This window comes from Algoriphagus sp. A40, assembly GCF_002002735.1.
Taxonomy (GTDB): Bacteria; Bacteroidota; Bacteroidia; order Cytophagales; family Cyclobacteriaceae; genus Algoriphagus.
The window spans coordinates 151,358-172,000 of record NZ_MUNY01000042.1 but is presented as its reverse complement, the minus strand read 5'-3'; the positions used below and the strand labels follow the sequence as shown (position 1 = coordinate 172,000).

Genomic DNA, 20,643 nt, shown 5'->3' with positions numbered 1-20,643 from the left:
CTGAAAATTCTTATTTATTTCCCAAGGGTTACATGGAAAGCACTTTTAAAACAAATTATCCGGTTAGGATTATTTGGAATATAAGCTCTCGTAGCCTTTCCAGTCATCTGGAGGCGGGTTTTCCAGGTATCTTTGAGATCTGTTTGCGAAAATTTCAAACACAGGATCATCGGGGCCTATCAGCATGCCCTGAGAAAAAAGCTCAAAAGCAAAGGCAAAATCCCGGTTGTAATAGGCATTCATTCCCTCCTGAAGCAAAGTCAGAGTTTGCTCCTTAGCAGCTCTTCTTTCCGGTACCTCGGCATCCAAAATTTCATACAAACTCACTGCCTGTGCTTTGCCTTTTACAGCAACCCTGTCCACCATCCGGATGGAATAGTTTTTCGGGTTTTCCAAAGCATTAAAGGTGTTTTCCCCGATCAGAAACTGGGCTCCGTAGACCTTGGTCAATTGCTCGATCCTGGAGGCTAGATTGACAGTATCTCCCAACACGGAGCATTGCATCCGGTCATAAGCTCCCATGGTTCCCAACACGAGCGGCCCGGTATTTACCCCGATTCCCATTTTAAGGTTAGGGCGGTGTTTGGAATTGGATTCACTGTTGAAAGCCCAAAGCGCATGGGCCATTTTGATCCCAGCATCCACTGCCTGATGTGCGGGAACAGCGAATAGAGCTAAAATCTCATCTCCCGAGTAGGAGTCAATGAACCCGCCGAATTCGGAAATGTGTTTTCCCAGGTGGCTGAAATACTGATTGAGCAACTCGATTACCGACTGGGGTGAGAGCAATTCTACCAAAGGTGTAAAATCGCGGATGTCTGAAAACAAGACAGTCATGTCCATTTGAACTGACTCACCCAGCTTTACTTTGGCGATGTCATCGTGCCCGAGATGTTTCAAAAATTGAATAGGGACAAAGTGCTGCTGGGCTTTCAGCAGTTTTTCCTGCTGCTCATAAATTCTGGCGTTTTCGATTGAGATAGCAGCCTGAGCAGCAAGAAGTTTGATTACTTTGACACGCTCCTCGGTGAAGGCACTGTGGGTCAGGTTGTTTTCAAGATAGACGGCCACTTTTCCCTGATTGTGTACAGAAAGTGGCACCACCATCATGGAAAGCGGCTTTTGATTGAGGATATAAGGGTCAGAGGAAAACGGATTTTGCTCCTGTCCATTCCCGATTACGATCGGTTTGTTGGTGCGCAAAGCAGTATTGATCATTGTGGTCGGCAAATGAGCCGGATTGGCATTTCTAGCCGAACCACCCAAAGAATGATCTGCCGGATGGTCAGAATCATCCTGCGCCTGAACCTCCAGTTTGCCGTCTTTCTGTCCGATCAGGTATCCTTTTTTTGCACCGGCATTTTCGATCAGGATTTGCAGTGTGGCGACCAACAGTTTACTGAGGACGAGTTCTCCGGAGATCATCTGGGAGGCTCTAAAAACCGAACTCATATCCAAGAAATCGGCATTGAGCGTATCCGATCCCATGGTTCTGGTTTCATTTAAACTGGGACGCGGGGATTTGTTGCCGGAATATTGGGCCGCACCCCGGAAGATCTGGTATTTTTTCTCCATATCCCGTGTTTTGCCATAGGCTCCCCATCGGTAGTATAAGTAATGAGAGGACAAAAGATATCCCTCGGAGGCTTTGGTAAATCCTAGTCTAATCAGATACTGTGCTGCCATTTCGTTTGCCATCGCCTCATCCCGGACAAATCCGTTTTTGCCAGCCAAACCGATAGCTTGTTCGTAAAGGTCCAGTGCTTCTTTGGTTCTGCCTGATAATCCGGAAAGTTCGGCTTCCATCAGTAATCGGAGGTGCTCAAAGTTTTCAGGGCAGTTTTTAGCCCATTTGGTCATCTTCTCCAATGCCTCGTGCATTTTCAAGATCAGGGGTTCCTGTTCCTCCTTTTCCAAGTTTGGCAAAAGCATGGATCGGACCAGAAAAGACACGATGTAAAATCTCACCGATTGGGGAAGGGACATGACTGAGGCCATCATTTTTTCCTGCTCCCTGACGTGGATAATTGCTCCGGCAGGATCGTTGTAAAGCAGATGAATCTCCGCTTTATAGATATGATAATTGGCAATTCCGGTCATGAAATGCCTTTCCAGCATTCCGTTGACACAATCCATTTCGTCAAAAGTGTCGTCTGTCAGGGAGAATTGCCCCTTTGTCAAACCCTGGAAATTCTGCTGCATCTGCAGAAAGAGGGTACCGGAATCGTAAGAATCCTGATACTCGCATTCCTTCACGATGACGAGAAGTTTCCGATGCTCTCGTGAGGCGGTCTCCAAGTCTAAGGTCGGATCCCAAATGATACAATCCTGCGCACTGTATGCCAGATACAAAAGGTCTCCGGATTGGTAGCCCGCTTTGATGCCTTTCTGAAACCATGGCGTCATACTGGACCAATGATTACTCCAGTGATGGACAAACATGGTGTAGACGTAGATTATTCTCGATCTGAGCGCAATGTCATCGAACTTTTCGATCAGATCCACCGCCAGTTTGCCGTATTTATAGGCTTCTGCCGGATTTTCAAAATATCCAGAAAGCAGCATCGCATAAGCTGCATAGGCAAATGCAGTTTCGGGACTGTTTCCGTATTTGAGTGCGATATTGGCTGATTTCAAAACCAGGTAGGGAAACATTCTGCCTGAGCCGGACAAAAATGCCGCAGGAAAAATCTCCATCAGCAATTGACTGGCAATTTTTGCGTTTTGGTCGCTGATTTCGGGATTGTTGATCAGATCAGAAACTGCTTTGCCTTGAAGATTTTCGGAGACCAGCCGGACTTCCTCGGCGACATTTTCCATATCCGGAACTTGGACGAAGTTGAATCCAAGAATTGCGAGACCCTGGTAAGCAGCTTTTATGGATTCAGGAAGTTTGCCGATAGTTGCATATTGACGGGTTCTGACCGCTAAAATCAACCCTTTTTCCACCGGAGTTTTTGCATTTTGGAGCATGACTTCGGTCCACTCATCGGCCTTATTCCAGTCACCTGTCAGATAAAAACAGCTTTGAAGTTCTTCGCTGAGTTTCCACATCAGTGAATAGTCAGATTCCCAGGCATTGGCGCCCAGCATTTCAAAACTAATCTTGAGATAGCCCAAAGCCGCTTCATAAGCTGAAGATTGCCTGGCCTTGACTCCAGCCTCAAGGTTTAATCGGGATAATTCTTTTCTCTCGGAAGGATCCAAAACCAAAGTCCGGCCTTCGTTTAGATGGCCGACAACATCAATCAAGGCCTCGTCCAATTCTTTTGGAGTGGTATGTGCCAAAATCAGTCTGCCGATCGATAGGTGCAAAGCCTGCCTTTTTTCCTTTGGAATCATCGAATAGGCTGCCTGCTGAACCCGGTCATGCTGGAATTTATAGGTCGGGTTGAGGAGATTGGTTGCCGATTCGGCTGAATCAGAAGGTATTTCTGCTATTCCCAATCCACCAACTCCCACATATTTATAGTTCTCATTGAGTGGGATGACCATATTGGTTTTGATCGCCTCATAGAGCTCCGAAGCTGTCGTTTCCATGCTTCCCTCACGGATAATGGACAGCGTTTTAAGATCAAAAGTGGCACCGATACAGGCAGCCAACTGGAGGATGTGTTGGGTGGCTTCATTCAGGCGATGCTGGTTGGAAACCAGGAAATCGACAACGCTGTCACTGTTTTCGACATTTCTGACAGCTTCCAGATCCCAATCCCATTCACCGCGATTGAGATTGAAAAAAATCACCTTTCGCTCGTGCAGGTCTTTGAGCAACTCGATGGTAAAAAACGGATTGCCGCCTGTTTTTTTATACAATAAGTTGCTGAGCTGCTCAGATCTGGAATGATCACAAACCAAAGTGTCCATGATGATCTGATCTACTGCTTCTTGACTGAGCGGTTCGAGTTGCAGGAGACCGACTGTCCGCTTTTTCTTGATTTCCTCCAAAGTCAAAATCAAAGGATGCGTGGCATCCACGGCATTGTCCCGAAATGCTCCAATCAGAAACAGGTTGCTCAGCTCCTGAGCTGTTACCAGTCGGTTGATCAGGTTCAATGTTGGAATGTCGCTCCATTGGAGATCATCCAAAAAGATGACCAATGGATGTTCCTCAGTGGCAAAAACCTTGACGAAATTCAGAAATAAGATCAAAAATCGGTTTTGGGTTTCCGCTGGAGAAAGCTCCTGTACGGCAGCTTGTTTTCCAATGATCAATTCCAACTCAGGAATCAAATCCACGATCAGTTGCCCGTTGGTGTCAAGGGCTTTTGCTATTTTTTCGGCCCATTCATCCAGTCGTTCTTTGGGTTCTCCGAGTAATTGGCGGATCAGGTCCCGGAATGCACTTGCCAAAGCGACATAGGCGGCATTTTGGCGAAACTGATCAAATTTTCCGTGTATTAGATAGCCTCTTTTTTTGGCAATCGATCGGCCAAGTTCCTGTACCAAAACTGACTTTCCAACTCCGGAATAACCCGAAACAAGACAGAATTCAACAGATCCAAACGTAGTGTTTTCAAAGAAATTCTCAAGTCTGTTCAGCTCCTGAGTTCTTCCATACAGTTTTTGAGGGATTTGGAAAAGTCTGGAAACATCGGATTGCGCCAAGGGCAAACTGAGGCCATTCAAACCTTTGCTGAAATTCTCCCTGGCTTTTTCCAAATCCATCACCAGGCCAAAACTGCTTTGGTATCGATCCTCCGCATTTTTCGCCAACAGCTTTTCAATAATGTCTGAAACTATTTTTGGGATGGCAGGATTGATTGAAATCGCGGAGGGAGGCTGACGGCTGATGTGGCAATGGACCCATTCCAGTGCATCTTTTGCCTCAAATGGAAGTTTGCCGGTGAGAAGCTGAAAGAAAGTCACCCCAAGGGTGTAATAGTCTGTCCGATAGTCAATGTCCCGGTTCATTCTGCCTGTTTGCTCAGGTGCCATGTAGGGAAGTGAACCTTCGATATTATTCAGAAAAGCAATATCCTGATGCTCACGTGAGAGTTCGGACGCCGCACTGAAATCGATCAGTCTTATATCTGAAGTTTGGGGATCATAAAGGATATTCCGGGGAACAATGTCCTTGTGGATAATTTCATTTTCATGGATTTTCCCAAGGCATCTGACTAAGGGTATGGCGATCGAAAAGAATTGCTCCAATGGCAAAATTTCTTTTTCAAAAGTCAGCACATGCCGATCGAGTGAAATCCCAAACTGTTCCATTACAATGGCCTGCTTGCCATTGCCATGATTGATCAGTGAATGGACTGCAATGATGCCTTCGCCTTGAATCTTTTTGATAATCCGGTATTCTCTCCTGAGGCTGGCCAGGTGCTCTTTTTTGGGGTATTGGTCGAGAAGTGTTTTTAAAACTACCCTGATATTGTCCTCCTCTCTGCGGGCCAGGTAAATGATATGGGGATAGGATTCGAGGATGATTTCCTCCACGACGTAACCAGAGATTTTTTCATTTTGGAGTATGTCGTGGAGGGTTTTCACAAATTAAAGGTTGAAAAACTGGGCTATAGTTTTGTGATACTCTTCCTGTGCCTCGTGTTTCAAAGGGTTGCCGTGACCACATAGTGCATGCTTAAACTCGATCTTTTTGAGTCTTTCAAAGTCTTCCGGCTTGGGCTGACTCTCGTGAAGCCAGGCCAGTCCGAGTCCGGCTTTTTTGAAGAAGTTCATTTTTTCCATAGTTGGCACAGTGTTCTCATCGAAGAATTGATCAGGCGAAATCCAGTTTTGCAGGGAATCGCAGGCGATCATGATTCCGCCTTCCCGGTCTAGTCGGAGGATTCCTTCCGGGCGGAGAACCGTTTTGAATTCGAAAAAGGTGCAGTCTCCGAATGGCATTTCCCCGCCTTCTTTGAGTTCCTTGTCCACATGCAATCCTTCCTGAACTCTCATTCCTGGCATTGCCCAGAATTGAGCCTGATAACGATCCACATAAAAGGGGTCGTCGATTCCGTGCATATCGCCGATCCGAACAACATTCACAACTTTGCCGAGCCGGTCCAGTTCAGCTAAGGCTTCGTCTTTGAGTCTGACAGAATTGACGATAGTCAAATTGCCGTTTTCCCGAACAATGGTCATGTTTCGGCTAAACTGCCACATGGAACCGAAAAACTCGTTTTTCATAGTTCCAGTCACGAAAAACACATCTTTGAATACTTCCTGTATTGGTCCATGAGGCATGGCCTCGTGATATTGTTTCATTTTGTCAGTGGCTAATTTTTGAATGATCGATTTCCTTAAATATCTAAATTTTTTTCTTCCTAAATAACATCAAAAGAATAACTACCAGCATACTTGAATTCTTTGGAATACTCATTCAGATAGGCATTGAGGTATTTTTTTCCCGGTTCCGAAATCTGACCCTTAATGACATCCTCCAAGGTTTCCCTTCCGGTACTGGAATCATGTCTTTTGAGGTGAAATAGGGTCATGTCTTTTCCTCCAAAGAGGCCTGCAATTACCTCCAGCTTTTTTCGGGCTCCACGCATGTCAAATACCGACCCGGAAAGGGCTGTAAGATGAGGGTGTGAAGCGAGAGTTTTTAGAGTATAAGTTGGAAATTTTCCCTCTGGAACTTGAAATTCCGGGTAGTCAATTTCGGGTAAAAGAGTCTGGCTTTCAAGTTTTTTGATGTAAGATTCACTGAGTCCTGCTGCTATGGCTCCTTTGTGGATGATGTTCAAATATCTTCGGGAGGGCAGACATGAGTCGTCAATAAATTCGGGCAAACCTATATAAGCCCAGGCAGTTACCGATTCGGTTTCAGTTTCCAATGATACGGCAATTCTGTCATAAGCTACACCGTAGGATTCCATGGCATCCATGGAGGCTAGATGCTCGTCTTCGCAAAGATAAACCATGCCTTCGACCCGGTCATCAGCCGTACCCGGTTCGATATTTCCCATGCCCCCTTCGTGTCGAAACCAATGCTGGACATTGAATCGCAGCTTCCAGCCTCTGAGTGTGGCTTTCTGAGAAGTGACAGGTTCCACGCCTTTTGCCCGGAGGGAAATCAGGTTGATATTGGATCCATAGCCGAAATAGGAAAACATGTCAATTGAATATTTCTAGTTTATATCTTTAAAAATCAAACTTTTACAAAATTCGAAAATTGTTGATTTTGGAAAAAGGTGAGGTATTCCAACTTATCGATTTGACATTTTCACGGTTCATTTAAGAAATAAATATCCAAGGAGTGACTCCAATTGCAGGCAAAAGCTTTGAAGGATAGCAGCAGGTAGAAAAGACGTATTGATAGGATTTGGAAATAGAAAGTTTGGTGAATTAATATAGGACTTTTTCCAGAATATTTTACTTAATTTAAGGAGATATGAATTGATGGATTTTTAAGGAAATGGTTGAAAAAGGAAAGAAATTCCTGTCAATGGCAAGTCCTTAGAGAAACTTTATTCAAGACCTCAAATTCATATTTCCTTTTCTGGCATCTGTCCCAAAGTGGATGTTTCAGTTGATTAAAACTTTGATTTCTGATTCTCTTACCGGCTTTTATCCGGACTTTCTCATATTATTTTTCCTCCTAAAACACCATTTCTTATGAGTACTTACCTTGTTTGCAGAAGTAATTCATCGAATAATTATCAAATCTGGAATTTTGACCCCGAAAAACGCGGAGTCTTTAGTCAAGTAAGTTTAGCCCCAACTGCATCTTTTGATCCGGGGTTTCAATTGGCTCCGATTGGAGGGTATTTGCTTACCTGGGGCCCGGCTCAGACTACAGGCAAAGTAAGTTCCTTTCCCTATCGGCTTTTTGAATTTGACCCAAGTTCACCGGATCCTCTGGCGGGAAAACCGGTTCAGGAGGGAAATTGGCCCACGACAAAATTCTGGGGTTACCGTGGTCACTATTCGGATAATCCAAATGAGCAAAAGGAACTGCCCCTGATTTCAATGGGAAACTTCATGCTGTTTTTTGTGGCTGGGGAAGGCAGGGGGACTTACATGTTGTATAATTTTGATCCCAACCTTTTAGGCCCGCTTCCTTCCGATCCCTTACCGTCAACTTATACTCCGCAGGGGGGATTCCCATCGATAGAGGCAGGACATGAACTAGTCTGTATGGGGAATTATGTGCTGGATAGGTATGGAGACGGGAATGATGTTAAAATCTGGAGTTTTGATCCCCAAAACAACGTACCGCTTTCCATACCTGAGGTTTGGAGTGGAAATTGGGCAGGCATCGACTCAAGACATCAAATCGTACCGGTCGGAGATAAAATCCTCACCTGGATTCCAGGTAAGCAATCTTTCAGTCTTTGGGAATTTCATCCGGGGTCGAAAGTTCCTTTCAAGAAAATCATAGATGGAGGAAAATTGCCTGAAGGGATCATAAATTCTTCTTCCCTGATGGCGGTACTTACCAAAGACCCACAAGTAACTGTCGGCGATCCTCAACCCGGGACGATCGAATACATGCGGGCCAAAATCAAACATGTCGTCTATTACACACTCGAAAGTAGATCGTTTGACAATGTCTGCGGCTGGCTTTATGAAAAAGGCCAGGCAAATATCAATTTCATAGGTTCTACCAAGCCATTTGAGGGAGCGAGTACCAAAAACTTCAACATGAACGGAGGCAAAAAGGTGTTTCAGTCTAAGTTTCAAAACGGTGCTTTAAGCAATGACTGGGATCTTTCCGACCAAAAGCAGGATCCTTTCCATGACAATTCAGATGGACTTCAGCAGATGTTTTTTGACAGAAACCCCGGTTATCCCGGGAAAGCCAAACCTGATATGGGTGGATTTGTGAGGAACAATTCCAGCGGGGATGTGATGCTGACCCTAACACCGGACCAGCTACCGGTGATAAACGGGTTGGCTGAAAATTTTGCCATCAGCGATGAATGGTTTTGTTCAGTTCCTGGCGGGACGGATATCAACCGGGCTTTTGCAGTTTCCGGGTCCGGAATGAACCGGCTGGACACTTGGGAAGGTGGTAGTATCTATGCAAACTGGGCCCAATATCCGCATCGACAGTCTCTCTGGAAAGTGCTTTGGAATAACGGAATTAAGGATTGGGCGATATACAATTCGATAGCCTGGGCTGACAATCCTTTCACTTACCACCTTTACCTGGAAGGCCAAGCTCCAAATATTGATCTAAACGCGATGAAGCTCATAGGAGGAGTTGAAAGTTTCAAAATTCAGGCAAAATATGGAACGCTGCCTTCCTTTAGCTTTTTGGAACCGGTGTGGATCGCGCCATCCGGAACTTCTTCCTATCACCCGGGGGCAAGTATGGTTCCGGGAGAAATTACGCTCAACGAAATCTATGAAGCAATCAAGAGTGGGCCGAATTGGGAGGATACTTTATTGGTCATTACCTTTTCCAAAAATGGGGGAATCTACGATCACGTGTCACCGCCATATGCAGCCAAGCCCTGGCCAAACGATTGGGTAGATGGATTTGAATTTGACTTGTTGGGGCCAAGAGTGCCAACAATCATGGTGTCGCCATGGATCAAGAAAAACACGGTTTTCAGGTCAGGAGGGCCCATTCCATTTGATTCTACTTCATTTGCTGCCACTTTGTTGAATTGGTACGGCGTTCCGAAATCCCGCTGGGGAATGGGAGACAGAATGGATCAGGCTCCGACTTTTGAGCCTATTTTTCAGGAAACGGAAGCCCGAAAAGATGCGCCAAATCTTGATCTGCCTTACGACAAAGGATTTCCAAAGAAGTGATAAAGAAAACGTTCAAAAGAAAAGCCCCCACCAGTTTGACTGGTGGGGGCTTTTTCAATGATTTTGTAGTCTTTTGGGTTGTTTTTTTAGATTAAAAAGCTTCAAGGGGAATTCAGATCAATTGTTCTCTCAGCATTATTTTGGCTTTGATAAGATGGTTTTTTACTGTGTTTTTGGAGATCATCAACTTCTCGGCGATTTCCTGGTAGGAAAGATTCTGGAAGTAGGAGAGCTCGATCACTTTTTTACGTTGGACTGACAATCCATCCAAGGCGCCCTCAAGGTTTGTAAATACTTCCTCCTCATCTGCCGCACTCATCACATTTTGAGAATCAATCCGGTTTTTGTAATAGTCTTCAATTCTTTCCCGGTCTTTTTTCAGTTTTTTGAAATAATCAATTACCTCATTTTTGGCAATGGTGAAAACATAAGCGTTAATTCCATCATCAGCACTTAGTTTTTCCCTTCTGCGGATTACTTTCATGATTACCTCATGGAAAATACTCTCTGAATCGATGGAGTCCTTCACCATGGATACAATAAATCGCATAACAGGAGCTTTGTAAAAGGAGTAAACAGCCTCGATGGCCTGCTTTTCTCCGTTCCTGAATGCTTCAAAAATTGTTGGATCAAGAGGGTTCATTTTTGTCGGGTTTTTCTTTCGACTGAAATTTTCAAAAAAATTAACATAAGTCGTTACGCATATCACGCATATCAACCCTCAATTTGCGAAAATCTTAAAAATGGTATGTTATCTTTTTAAGTCTTAAAAATCAGAAAGTTACTTCCATCTTTACCCGAAAATTACCTTTCCATGAAATTGAGGCACTTTTCAAATCAAAAAAACAGGGAAAAGGACCAATATTAAGGAGCTGTTTCCTGATGATTTATTTTTCCATTCTTATGGGGAAAAAGTGATTTTCGAGAGAGTTTTTTACAGATCCTCATTTCCTGTTAAAAATTTCCGGTTCAAAAATGAAACCGGATTTAAATGTAGTTGAAAAAGAAGGGAAGCGAAAGACCGCTTCCCTTTCTTGATTCAATATTGACTTATTTTATTACTTCCAGGTATCTGCCCATCCAATAAGGAAGGAGCCAGATATCTCCTGGGCTGTTTGCAGTCATGCCGTTGTTTCCACCGTCAAGTGAGAAACGGTTGGCATTATGTCTAGCAATTCGAACTTCGCTTGGGGACAAGACTTCTTTGGTCAGTTGATTTCTGAAATTTGGCTCCATCAATTCGATGTCCTTGCGGTGACTGTTTTTGGTGGTCCAGCCGATAAAATCGATTGGGTGTTTTTCCAAAAACCAGATGGCTTCCTCCAGATCGAAATTCTCAGGCTGAACAAGGGCCGTGAAGATGTTCCACAATCCTTCTTTTTCAGGTCTCTCTGCTTCCCAGTGGTCCACAATAGAAGCTTTGTACTTTGCTTTTAGGTTTTCATCGAATGCATAACGGTAAAGTCCCCAGTATCCAACGTAATACATCTCATCGTCTGAGTGATTCCATCCGTCTGACAACATTTTAGCCCAATCGTCACTGCCATCACCGGACCGGCCGATGCCAGACATTGGACGCATCATGTTTTCCAGGTATCCGTATTTATTCATCAGTTCAAAGGCCTTGTCCTTATACATCTGCTTGCCTGTGAAATGATAAGCAGTCTGAAGCATGCCGGTGATGTTGGAAGAATTCAACTTGCGGTCACCTACTGAAGTTGGGAAGCCATTGACATAGACTGGATTCCATTTGCCCCAGAGGGTAGGTTTTCCGTCAAAATCGATCATGTACATGTCATTTTTGACGATGTGCGTCATCATTGCGTCAAGCAACTCGATCGATTTTGCTTTTACCCAAGGATCCTCAACTACCTCAGCCAATACACCAAAGGCAAACACGTGCCCGATCGCTTCATCGGAAGAGGTGGTTGATTTCCAGTCCCACTCTGGATCTTTTGCATGTTGCCATCTTTCTGGATCGGAAAGTTGGGGAATGTATCCGCTGCGCTCAAATGATCTGGAAGGAAATCCTACCAGTGAATTGATCGTGAAAAGTCTTTCCATTGCGAGGAGGGATTCTTTCACGTTTTGTAAAGCTTCAGGATCTTTGGTAACTGCATATCTGAAACCTTCTCCTGCAAGATACATGGTCGTCCAAAGTCCGTCGTTGTCAGAATCTGAAAGTTGCCCAGTGGCAAGATTGCCTTTTTCTGAAAGTTCCAATGAAGCATTGAATCCGTGACGGATGTGGTGCTGACGCATCTGCTTGTCCAGGATTTCGGCTTTTTCCGCCAAAGTCATTTCCTCAAACACGATGGTTCCCAAACCGTTTTCGGTAAGTACATGGGTTTTGTTTCCCTGGATGATCAAGTCTTTGACTTGCTCGCCCGGCAGCCAGCGATCACCATAGTAATAACTGATTTCTCCGGCTGCATCCATGCTGAAAGCACCCATGGTGGTTCCAAACCAAACTTTATCCTGGTCGGCCTGTACGGTGGTGATTTCAGTCCAAGGCAATTTCTGGTTGATCTCGCTTTTTTTCTTGGCTTTCAGATCATAGGTGAAAAAACCGTTTTTGGTCCCGACAACCAATTGGTTTTTTCCCGGATTGACAGCCAAAGAAGTCAGTTGATCTCCTGTGGTTGCTTTGGTCAGCGCATTGTTAGCTGGAGAGAAAGAATAAATCTCAGTTGAGCTCAGGATCCAAAACAGATTTTGGCCTGCATCAAAGACAATGTCTGCTACATTGATACCCGCCGGCAACTCAAATGAATAAGCTGCCTTGTCCTTTTGAAGAAGCTGAAGCTTGTTGTTTGCAGCCGCAAGGAAAGTGAAGTTGTTTCCGCCGGCAAATGCCGTTGGATTGCTCAAGGTATGCTTTATAAATAAAGCACCTGCCCAAGCGTTGCTGAATAATGCCTCGTCATCGAGGTACACCAACTGGTCTTGGTATCTGTCAATTGCGAGGACTTTTTTGTCCTTCATTGGCAAATAGGTTCTGTCTGAAACAATTTTGCCGTCCTGTTGGAAAACTCCGCCGAATGGCTTCATCAGCTGGTTCCCCTCTAGGATTTGAACTACTCCATTTCGGTCACTTGCAAGGCTGAAAAGGTTTCCAGTTCCAAGTTTCCCTGCATTTTTGATGGCATAGTCCTGCAAAAATGTGCGGTCTTGGTGTACCTGTTTTTTTGGATTGGGGTTCTGGGCCCATACCTGTACACCAAATTGGGTAGCCAGGGCAAGAGCAAGAATCAATGGTTTTTTCTTCATTTTATTTTAATAATTCAGGATTGATGCTTTTGTAAATAATGGTTTTGCCACTTTGGAAATGGCTGGAATAAGTAATATGGATCAGGCCATTTGAATCCTGGATCAATGAGGGATAGGAGAATCCACCCTTTTTCGTAGTGTCATTTTCCAGATACAATGGCTTGCTAGACCAAGTGGCGCCTTCATCTGTGGAAATCCACAGGGCAAGCTGGTAGCGACCGTCGTGAATGTCGTTGCCGATTAGTATCCATCTGCCGTCTGCCAATTTTAGCATTTCCACACTTGCTGTATTTGGAAGATTGGTTTTGGTAGCTGGGGACCAGGATTGTCCCTGATCTTTTGAGATACTCTGTTGGATAAAAGTAGGTCCGTCACCGGAATCTCTGAGCATGGCTACAATGTCTCCGTTTTTCCGCTGAGCAAGGGCCGGTTGGATCGGTCCTCTACCCACCAAAGGAAGACTTGGTTTCCAGGTTTCTCCATTATCTTCCGAGATCGCCATCAAGGAAAGATTGAATCCGTCAGAGTAAAGTGGAAGGATTATTTTCTCTCCCAACACCAAAGGCTTGATCCGGGTCATCCATCCGATGCTTCGGTATTTGGAATTTTTGGTGGCCTCGATGGTCAGTTTGTCATAATCAGGTGCATAAGCCGACCAGCCATGGTTAAGCTCGGGGAGTTGCTTGAATTTTTCCTGAACTTCCTTCACAAACTCTTCTCCTGGCTTGAGCAGGATGTTGTCCTGCCAGTCCCAGATCGGAGCTCCCGCTTGGTTGTAGTTTTTGGTTTTCCGGGTTCTGAGGATCGAATGCTCCCATTGGTTGCCCAAAACTGCAATCCAGGCTAAAGTCAGTTCGTTTTTGGAATTAAGGAAAAGAACGGGGTTACAATCCGGGATTCCGGGGGTGTCAGCCATCAAAAACGGAGCGGACCAATTAGCAGATGATTTGGCTTTTCTGGATCCCAGAATTCTCACATCGTCGGCGGTTCGCTCTCCAGAACCTTGAAACCATGCCGCCAAAAGGTCTCCATTTGGCAAGGCCACGATGCTGCTGCCGTGAGCATGCTCGGCTTGGGGTGGGAAAATCTCCTGGCTGGATACGGTTTTGACGTTGGATTGAGCTAGTACATTTCCTGTCCAAGCACAAAGTGCAAAACTGGCGACCCAGTATTTAAGGGTGTTGGCAAACTTCATTTCTTATTAATTTTCTTTTAGTTTGTTTCTGCGTTCGAGGACTTCAGTCCATGTGGTGAGGATGATTCCTTCTTTCTCGATAAAGGCCTTCAGGTCTGGGTCAGTCATTGCCAGCAAATCAGCATTTCTGGAGTTGCCAGACCCGGAGATCCTGTGGAAAAACTCCGAATGCTCATTGCTGTGGATGATGATCATGGCCAGGCCAGGTTCCATCATATTTAGAGCGCGTTTGAACTGTTCCACTTTGTGTTTGCCTAACTCCTGAACGGTATAGTTGGGCTGTTCAGGTTTCCAGTCTCCGCTGATGGTGTGGAGATCATCCAATACCGGCAAACCCAGGTCCCAGATTTTCTTACCAATGGCATTAGCCTGTAGGAGGATTTCCGGTTTGGGAACCTCCATGCCTTCCTTGTATTTGCCTTCTGCCTTAAGCTTTCGGATGACAGGTGCGGTCATGCTTTCTTCCAAAAGGATGTTGTTTCCTCCCGGAAACATGACTGGGATACCGTATTCTACGCCAACCTGAATGTATTTTTCAAGGAATTTTTCATTGGCAAACAAGGTGCCCATATGGGAATCCAAATGAGAAGGACGAATTCCCAAAGCCAATGCCCGCTCTACCTGTGCTTTGAGTTCCAGATAAACTTCCTCTGGTTTTCCGTGCTGAACTACCTGCTCGACAGTGGGCCAAAAGGAACCTTCCGGATCGTGAAGGGAAGGGACAAGGGTTTTGCCCGCAAGAGGTTCCCAGCGGTAAGATTTCCATTCTGAAGTCAAAACCAGGTGCAGGCCAATATCCATTCCAGTCTTCTTTTTGGCCTGAGTCATAAAATTCCCGGCCCAAGGAGTTGGCATCATCACGCTGCATGAAGTAGCAATCCCAAAATCCAAGGACTGAAATGTTCCTTGATTGGATTCATAGGACATCCCTGCATCATCCACGTGGAAAATCACCACTTTTTTGTCCTTTGGATAGCCAAGTTTTTCAGAGTAGCTCTGGGAATGGGCTGAACCAAGGCCAATAAAGGAGGCTGACAAAAACAGCAATAACTGTTTGATTTTCATGAATGTGATTTTTTGGGCTATCAGTTTGCTGCGTCCAATCCTTCAATTTTGAACTTCCAGAAAGCAACTTTCTTTCGGTTCCAGGTATAGGTCATGGCCAGGTGATCACCGTCAAGGATGATCGAAGGATAAGAGAACTCCGTTTCGGGGTCTTCCCCTTTTTCTATGGTTTCATGATAAGCCCAAGTCTTTCCGTTGTCCATAGAAATGGCCAGGTCGATGGGATTGCGGTCTCCCCAGTTTTCACTGATCGGATTGTAAATCAGCGCGATTTTCTCTCCACCCAAGTGAGCGACATCGATCCCGCTATTGTTGTTTGGCAGGTCGGTCAGATATACAGGGCTCCAGGTTTTTCCGTAATCTTTGGAGTCACTTCGTGCAATTTTGCCACCGGAACTTCTCAAAAGAATATGGACATTGCCAGGAGAGGATTCCCAAGCTGTTGGCTGGATGATGCCTTCTTCGGCGATCAGGCTTCGGTCAAGTTCCAAAAACGGAGTGGCTTCCCAGGTTTTTCCACCATCTACACTTCGATCCATGAAGGCATTCCAAACCTCGTCTTTTTCATTGGAAGCAGGAGCCAGCCAAGTGCCGTCAGACAATACGATGTTGTGATTTCGCACTGGACCTCTTCCTCCGCGGTCGCCAGGAACGAGTTCCACTGGTGCAGTCCAGGTTTTTCCTTTGTCTTCAGAAGTCTGAACCCAAGTTTCCCAATCGTCAATTTCTTTCCCTACTTTGAAATAGAGGTACAATTTTCCATCAGGAGCATTGAACAGTACAGGATTCCAGTGGGGGTCATTGCGGATTTTGGCCACTTTCTGAGGTACTTCCCAGGTATTTCCGTCGCCTCTAGACATCCAAATGCTTACGTCGTCGTGTTTTTCGTGAGTACCACCAAACCAGGCAACCAGGTATTCACCGGGATTCACCGCCACGATGGTGGAGGCGTGTCCTTGGGCAAATTCCGGATGACTGTCAAAAATTTTACTATTGCTCACCATAGTCAGACTCAGGGAGTCAGCGGATGCTTCAGTGACTTCTTCAGTGCTTGAAGAATTGCCACATCGGATAAACAGCAATGAAAGTGCGATGATACAGCAAGGGATGCTGGCCATCCGAAAAGAATAGCTTGTCATTCGTTTGATTTTTGGTTTAAATACTATTTCAAATTCAATTAGGACTAATCTGTTCAGAATTTATATAGGCTTTGGGATAAAAAAATATTTCGCCCATATGAATGAAATATCAATATTATCAGCCCAATATTGGACTTTCTTAAGCACCCCTCTTATCCTATGAAGAAAAGAACTTCCCTTCTCCTTTTGATTTTCCTTGTGTTTTTTGTGATATCCCTGATGTCAAATATACTTGGCCCGATAATACCTGATATCATCGAAAGTTTTTCCTTAAGTCTCTCTTTGGCCGGATTTCTACCGTTCTCTTTTTTCGTTGCTTATGGAGTAATGTCTTTGCCATCAGGGCTTTTGGTGGAGAAATATGGAGAAAAGCCAATCCTGCTCGGGGCTTTTGGCCTGGCCGCTTTGGGGGCATTGGTTTTTGCCTTTAATCCCCAGTTCAGTTTTGCCCTGATGTCCCTTTTTGTGATTGGACTGGGAATGGCCATGCTGCAAGTGGTCATCAATCCCTTGCTTAGAGTGACAGGAGGGGAGGAGCATTTTGCCTTTAATTCTGTACTCGGTCAGCTGGCTTTTGGGGCGGCGTCATTTCTCAGTCCATGGTTATACAGCTATCTGGTCCAAAACCTTCATACCGGAAAGCCGGGATTTCATTTCCGCTTTTTGGAACAAATGGTGCCTGCGGACCTGTCTTGGGTTTCGGTTTACTACCTCTTCGCGCTGCTGGCTATCCTGATGATTCTGCTGATCAGCAGGGTGAAATTTCCCAAAGTCGAGCTTAACGAAGACGAAAAAGTGGATCTAGGCAAGTCTCTCAAATCCCTGATGGGGCAGCGGAAAGTCTGGTTGTTTTTCATCGGGATATTCTGCTACGTGGGTTCCGAGCAAGGTATCGCCAACTGGGTCAGCAAGTTCCTTCAGGAATATCACGGAGCTGATCCGTCCACAACAGGTGCACAGGTGATCTCCTATTTCTGGGGCCTGCTTACCGTAGGATGTCTTTTGGGATTGCTTTTGCTCAAGCTGATGGATAGCAGACATGTCCTGATGATCTTTGCACTAGGTGCTATCACCGCATTGGTTTTGGGTCTGACCGTTGAGGGACAGTTTGCCTTAGTCGCTTTTGCATCGACCGGATTTTGTCTTTCAGTGATGTGGTCTGTGATCATTTCATTGGCACTCAATTCAGTTCCCATTGCACATGGGACCTTGGCTGGCTTGCTTTGTTCCGGGATTATCGGCGGGGCGGTGGTGCCACTGATCATCGGATCCCTGGCCGACGGGATTGGTCTGAGAGCTGCGATGTTTTTCCTGCTCATTCCGCTTGGGTATATTTTTTCAATTGGAATCTGGGCCCGACCTTTAGTCACTAATGCACGTGTAAAGTCACTGAAAGACCTATTCTCTTAAACTTGCGATGTATAAAGTCATTTTATTGCTTGACTTTGGTGAGGAATACAGTAAAGCCCTTTTGAAAGGAATCAGTAAATATTCCTCCGAAAACGGAAACTGGAGCTTTTGCCGCATGCCGCTTTACTACCGGGAGACGATGGGAGTAAAGGGCATCCTGGAATGGGCAAAAGAATGGAAAGCCAATGGGATCATCGGCCAGCTTTACAATGAGATGGAGACGGAATTTTACGAATCTCCGCTTCCGATCATTGCTCAGGATTTTAAGGAACGCTTCAAGAAAATCCCAAACATCACCGGGCTATATCGGCAAACCGGGAAGATGGGTGCAGAATATTTTCTGAAAAAAGGCTTCCAAAACTTCGCTTTTTACGGCTTCAACAACATTGTTTGGTCCAGGGAAAGGGCTGAGGGATTTGAAACCGCCGTCAATAAAGCCGGATATCAGGTAAATTATTTTGAGCATAAAAAAGCCCGATCAACGGATATCTGGTATTACAAAAGCAAATCCCTGAGCAAATGGCTGAAAAGCCTTCCCAAGCCGGTCGCTCTGATGGCTTGCGATGATAACCAGGGAGTTCACATCACGGAGACCTGCAAACACAACCAAATCCGGGTTCCCCAGGAGGTAGCGGTTTTAGGGGTGGACAATGACGTGATGCTTTGTGAACTGTCAGATCCCCCGCTTTCGAGCATTGAACTTGACATCGAAAAGGGTGGATATGATGCCGCAAGGGCTCTAGATCTCATGATACAGGGAAGGGTTAAGTTCTATCGAGACATTCCTGTTCCACCTATTAAGGTCATCACCCGGACCTCGACCAATATTTTTGCATCTACTGATGACCATGTCGCAGATGCCCTCGATTTCATCCACCGCAACATTGAAACCAACTTGCAGGTCACGGATATTGTCAAGGAAGTCCCCATGTCCAGGAGATCTCTGGAAAAACGATTTTTGGAAGTGACAGGAATGCCTGTTTACAAATACATTTCCAATTTGAGGATTGAGAAAATGGCTGAAAAACTGCTCAGTACCGATCAGACGATTTTTGAGATTGCCTTGGATATGGGCTTGCAGGACAGTAAAAATATTGCCAGGCAGTTTAGACAGGTCATGGGCTATACCCCGGTCGATTACCGCAAAATGTTTGGGGAGAAAAAGGCTGTAGTGACAAAGTAGGAGGAGGGAAGTTTCCAGTGATCAGTCCCAGCATTCAGTTATAATTGGACAATCCGATACATCGACTACACTCAGCACAGGCAACCTTGACAACCCGACAACCCCCAGCCGTCATCCCGCAACCTGCAGCCGACACCCCACAAGTGATCAGTCCCAGTATTCAGAGATCCTCAATACAATCAGACCTCCGAAATCCGATATCCTGAAATCCGAAATCTTTCGACATTTCCTGAAAAAGTAAATAGTCTTTTACCTTGATTCTTGGGTATTCCTTTTAAATAAAAGGAATGAAGTCAAAATTTCTCCCCATCCTTCTGACCGGAATGACTCTCGGAACAGCATGGGCGATCAGAGGTCAGTTTGGTCACGAGCAGGGTGCAGCTTGGGCCGGAGCCATCGGATGTGTTTTTCTGGTTTTGTTTTCAAATAAGAAAGAGTGGATTTCCGGAGGGCTAAAAGCTGTACTTCTTGGCGCGATCGGATGGGGCATGGGAGGAATGATGAGCTACGGGATGGTCGTGGGGTATGGTAAAAGCGATAGTTTCCTCAATGTATCCTATGGATTGCTCATGATGTTCATAATCGGGGGGCTTTATGGTTTTCTGGGTGGAGGTCTGTTTGGACTTGGACTTCAGGAGTCCTCCTCCGGCAAAAAAATAGCATGGCACCGACTCCTGGTGGAGATGTGTGCCGGTGCGATTATCTTCTATTACTTCGTTGTGGAGGAATTGGGAATATTGATGACACCTCCGCGTTCCGAAGCCTGGGGTATCTGTGCAGGTGCTGCTATAGCATTGGCCTATTTTTGCACCAGAAATTCCTATTCGGCTTCGCTAAAAGTGGCCATCTATTCCGGATTAGGCGCAGGTTTTGGATTTGCCTTTGGAGAATTCCTGATGGTCTTGGGGATGGTATCGGAAATAAAATTCAACTTCTGGAACGTCATGGAATATTCCCTGGGCTTTTTTGGGGGAATAGGAATGGCCTATAGTGCGTTGACCGCCAATTTTGAAACAAAGAAATCGGAACTGCCCGTCCGTTCCTCAAGTATTGCTTGGCCGGTATTTGGGCTGATGGTACTGATTCCTTTTATAGTCTGGCACCAGTCTTTTTTGCAAAAGGATTTGTTGCCTGCCTATGAGAAAGCCATCCCGGGGAATTCAGAATTTTGGGCAAGCATGGCGGTATTGCTGGCATTTTTAGGCTTTTTGATTACGTCGATTTCCGGATTTATCTTCTCCCAAAAGTGGCAAAACAGCTCAGAAGCCAAGAGTTTTGACTTGATCAAATGGGTAGGATTGATCCTGTTTGGGATGTATTTGGTTTATACGTTTCTGATTACCGGATCTTACCTGAGCATTTATCGACCTGAGCAGTTTCTGTACCTCGTCAACTTTGGATTTGTTGTCACCATGATTCGGTACTGCACGATGGATATTGCCACCACGGTATTTCAGCCAAAAAAGGCAGGATATCTCTTGGTGGGAATTGTGGTGACTTTGCTGATTTTAGCTGCTGTGGCAATCTCAACCCATGGTGAACTGAAAGGGGCAAATGATCGATTTGGGGCGGAAAAAGAAGTAAGGGAATGAGCTAAGAAAACGGGTGGGACAGGAGATAGATTTTCCCGTTTAGGCGGAGGAATTTCCTTTTGCTGTGTCAATGAATAG

12 protein-coding genes are annotated in these 20,643 nt (G+C 45.3%); 4 read left to right on the top strand and 8 right to left on the bottom strand.

The window, feature by feature from the left end; translation table 11 throughout:
• Positions 1-69: 69 nt before the first annotated feature.
• Genes B0E43_RS27075 through B0E43_RS27065 form a run of 3 tightly spaced genes read right to left on the bottom strand, consistent with a single transcriptional unit; the run spans position 70 to position 7,061 of the window.
• Complete coding sequence (locus tag B0E43_RS27075) at positions 70-5,490, bottom strand: AAA family ATPase (RefSeq protein ID WP_077347632.1); 5,421 nt, start codon at positions 5,488-5,490, stop codon at positions 70-72.
• Positions 5,491-5,493: 3 nt separating this feature from the next.
• Positions 5,494-6,210, bottom strand: a complete 717-nt coding sequence (locus B0E43_RS27070; RefSeq protein WP_077347630.1) for a hypothetical protein — start codon at positions 6,208-6,210, stop codon at positions 5,494-5,496.
• A 59-nt stretch (positions 6,211-6,269) separates the two neighbouring features.
• Positions 6,270-7,061, bottom strand: coding sequence for a gamma-glutamylcyclotransferase family protein (locus tag B0E43_RS27065; protein WP_077347629.1), 792 nt, complete (start codon positions 7,059-7,061; stop codon positions 6,270-6,272).
• A 502-nt stretch (positions 7,062-7,563) separates the two neighbouring features.
• Here B0E43_RS27065 and B0E43_RS27060 point away from each other — a divergent pair.
• Positions 7,564-9,711 carry an alkaline phosphatase family protein gene (locus tag B0E43_RS27060; RefSeq protein WP_077347627.1) on the top strand — a complete coding sequence of 716 codons (2,148 nt, stop codon included), beginning with the start codon at positions 7,564-7,566 and terminating at the stop codon, positions 9,709-9,711.
• 112 nt (positions 9,712-9,823) lie between these two features.
• On the opposite strand, the gene B0E43_RS27055 is transcribed toward B0E43_RS27060, so the two are convergent.
• The 5 genes from B0E43_RS27055 to B0E43_RS27035 all read right to left on the bottom strand — a co-directional run bounded on the left by B0E43_RS27055 (position 9,824) and on the right by B0E43_RS27035 (position 16,380).
• Complete coding sequence (locus B0E43_RS27055; RefSeq protein WP_077347625.1) at positions 9,824-10,354, bottom strand: RNA polymerase sigma factor; 531 nt, start codon at positions 10,352-10,354, stop codon at positions 9,824-9,826.
• A 407-nt stretch (positions 10,355-10,761) separates the two neighbouring features.
• Entirely contained in the window at positions 10,762-12,981 is a 2,220-nt protein-coding gene (locus B0E43_RS27050; protein WP_077347623.1) for a hypothetical protein, read from the bottom strand.
• A gap of 1 nt (position 12,982) precedes the next feature.
• A complete protein-coding gene (locus B0E43_RS27045) occupies positions 12,983-14,176 on the bottom strand; it encodes an exo-alpha-sialidase (protein ID WP_077347621.1) in 1,194 nt (397 codons plus the stop codon).
• 6 nt (positions 14,177-14,182) lie between these two features.
• Positions 14,183-15,241, bottom strand: a complete 1,059-nt coding sequence (locus B0E43_RS27040) for a polysaccharide deacetylase family protein (protein ID WP_077347619.1) — start codon at positions 15,239-15,241, stop codon at positions 14,183-14,185.
• 20 nt (positions 15,242-15,261) lie between these two features.
• Positions 15,262-16,380, bottom strand: a complete 1,119-nt coding sequence (locus tag B0E43_RS27035; RefSeq protein WP_077347617.1) for an exo-alpha-sialidase — start codon at positions 16,378-16,380, stop codon at positions 15,262-15,264.
• Between the two features lie 159 nt (positions 16,381-16,539).
• Here B0E43_RS27035 and B0E43_RS27030 point away from each other — a divergent pair, with 159 nt between their 5' ends.
• The 3 genes from B0E43_RS27030 (at position 16,540) to B0E43_RS27020 (ending at position 20,565) form a co-directional block, all read left to right on the top strand.
• Positions 16,540-17,790 (top strand): MFS transporter, encoded by a 1,251-nt coding sequence (locus B0E43_RS27030; protein ID WP_077347615.1) that lies wholly within the window; start codon positions 16,540-16,542, stop codon positions 17,788-17,790.
• A 7-nt stretch (positions 17,791-17,797) separates the two neighbouring features.
• Complete coding sequence (locus B0E43_RS27025) at positions 17,798-18,973, top strand: DNA-binding transcriptional regulator (protein WP_077347613.1); 1,176 nt, start codon at positions 17,798-17,800, stop codon at positions 18,971-18,973.
• A 287-nt stretch (positions 18,974-19,260) separates the two neighbouring features.
• Positions 19,261-20,565: a hypothetical protein gene (locus B0E43_RS27020; RefSeq protein ID WP_254423366.1), complete on the top strand. Its 1,305-nt coding sequence runs from the start codon at positions 19,261-19,263 to the stop codon at positions 20,563-20,565.
• The last annotated feature ends 78 nt before the right edge of the window (positions 20,566-20,643 follow it).

Bases quoted from the DNA above. Each gene is read 5' to 3' on its own strand.
- B0E43_RS27065 (WP_077347629.1), bottom strand. From the start codon at position 7,061: ATGTTTTCCTATTTCGGCTATGGATCCAATATCAACCTGATTTCCCTC.
- B0E43_RS27070 (WP_077347630.1), bottom strand. From the start codon at position 6,210: ATGAAACAATATCACGAGGCCATGCCTCATGGACCAATACAGGAAGTA.
- B0E43_RS27045 (WP_077347621.1), bottom strand. From the start codon at position 14,176: ATGAAGTTTGCCAACACCCTTAAATACTGGGTCGCCAGTTTTGCACTT.
- B0E43_RS27030 (WP_077347615.1), top strand. From the start codon at position 16,540: ATGAAGAAAAGAACTTCCCTTCTCCTTTTGATTTTCCTTGTGTTTTTT.
- B0E43_RS27040 (WP_077347619.1), bottom strand. From the start codon at position 15,241: ATGAAAATCAAACAGTTATTGCTGTTTTTGTCAGCCTCCTTTATTGGC.
- B0E43_RS27050 (WP_077347623.1), bottom strand. From the start codon at position 12,981: ATGAAGAAAAAACCATTGATTCTTGCTCTTGCCCTGGCTACCCAATTT.
- B0E43_RS27035 (WP_077347617.1), bottom strand. From the start codon at position 16,380: ATGACAAGCTATTCTTTTCGGATGGCCAGCATCCCTTGCTGTATCATC.
- B0E43_RS27055 (WP_077347625.1), bottom strand. From the start codon at position 10,354: ATGAACCCTCTTGATCCAACAATTTTTGAAGCATTCAGGAACGGAGAA.
- B0E43_RS27025 (WP_077347613.1), top strand. From the start codon at position 17,798: ATGTATAAAGTCATTTTATTGCTTGACTTTGGTGAGGAATACAGTAAA.
- B0E43_RS27060 (WP_077347627.1), top strand. From the start codon at position 7,564: ATGAGTACTTACCTTGTTTGCAGAAGTAATTCATCGAATAATTATCAA.
- B0E43_RS27020 (WP_254423366.1), top strand. From the start codon at position 19,261: ATGAAGTCAAAATTTCTCCCCATCCTTCTGACCGGAATGACTCTCGGA.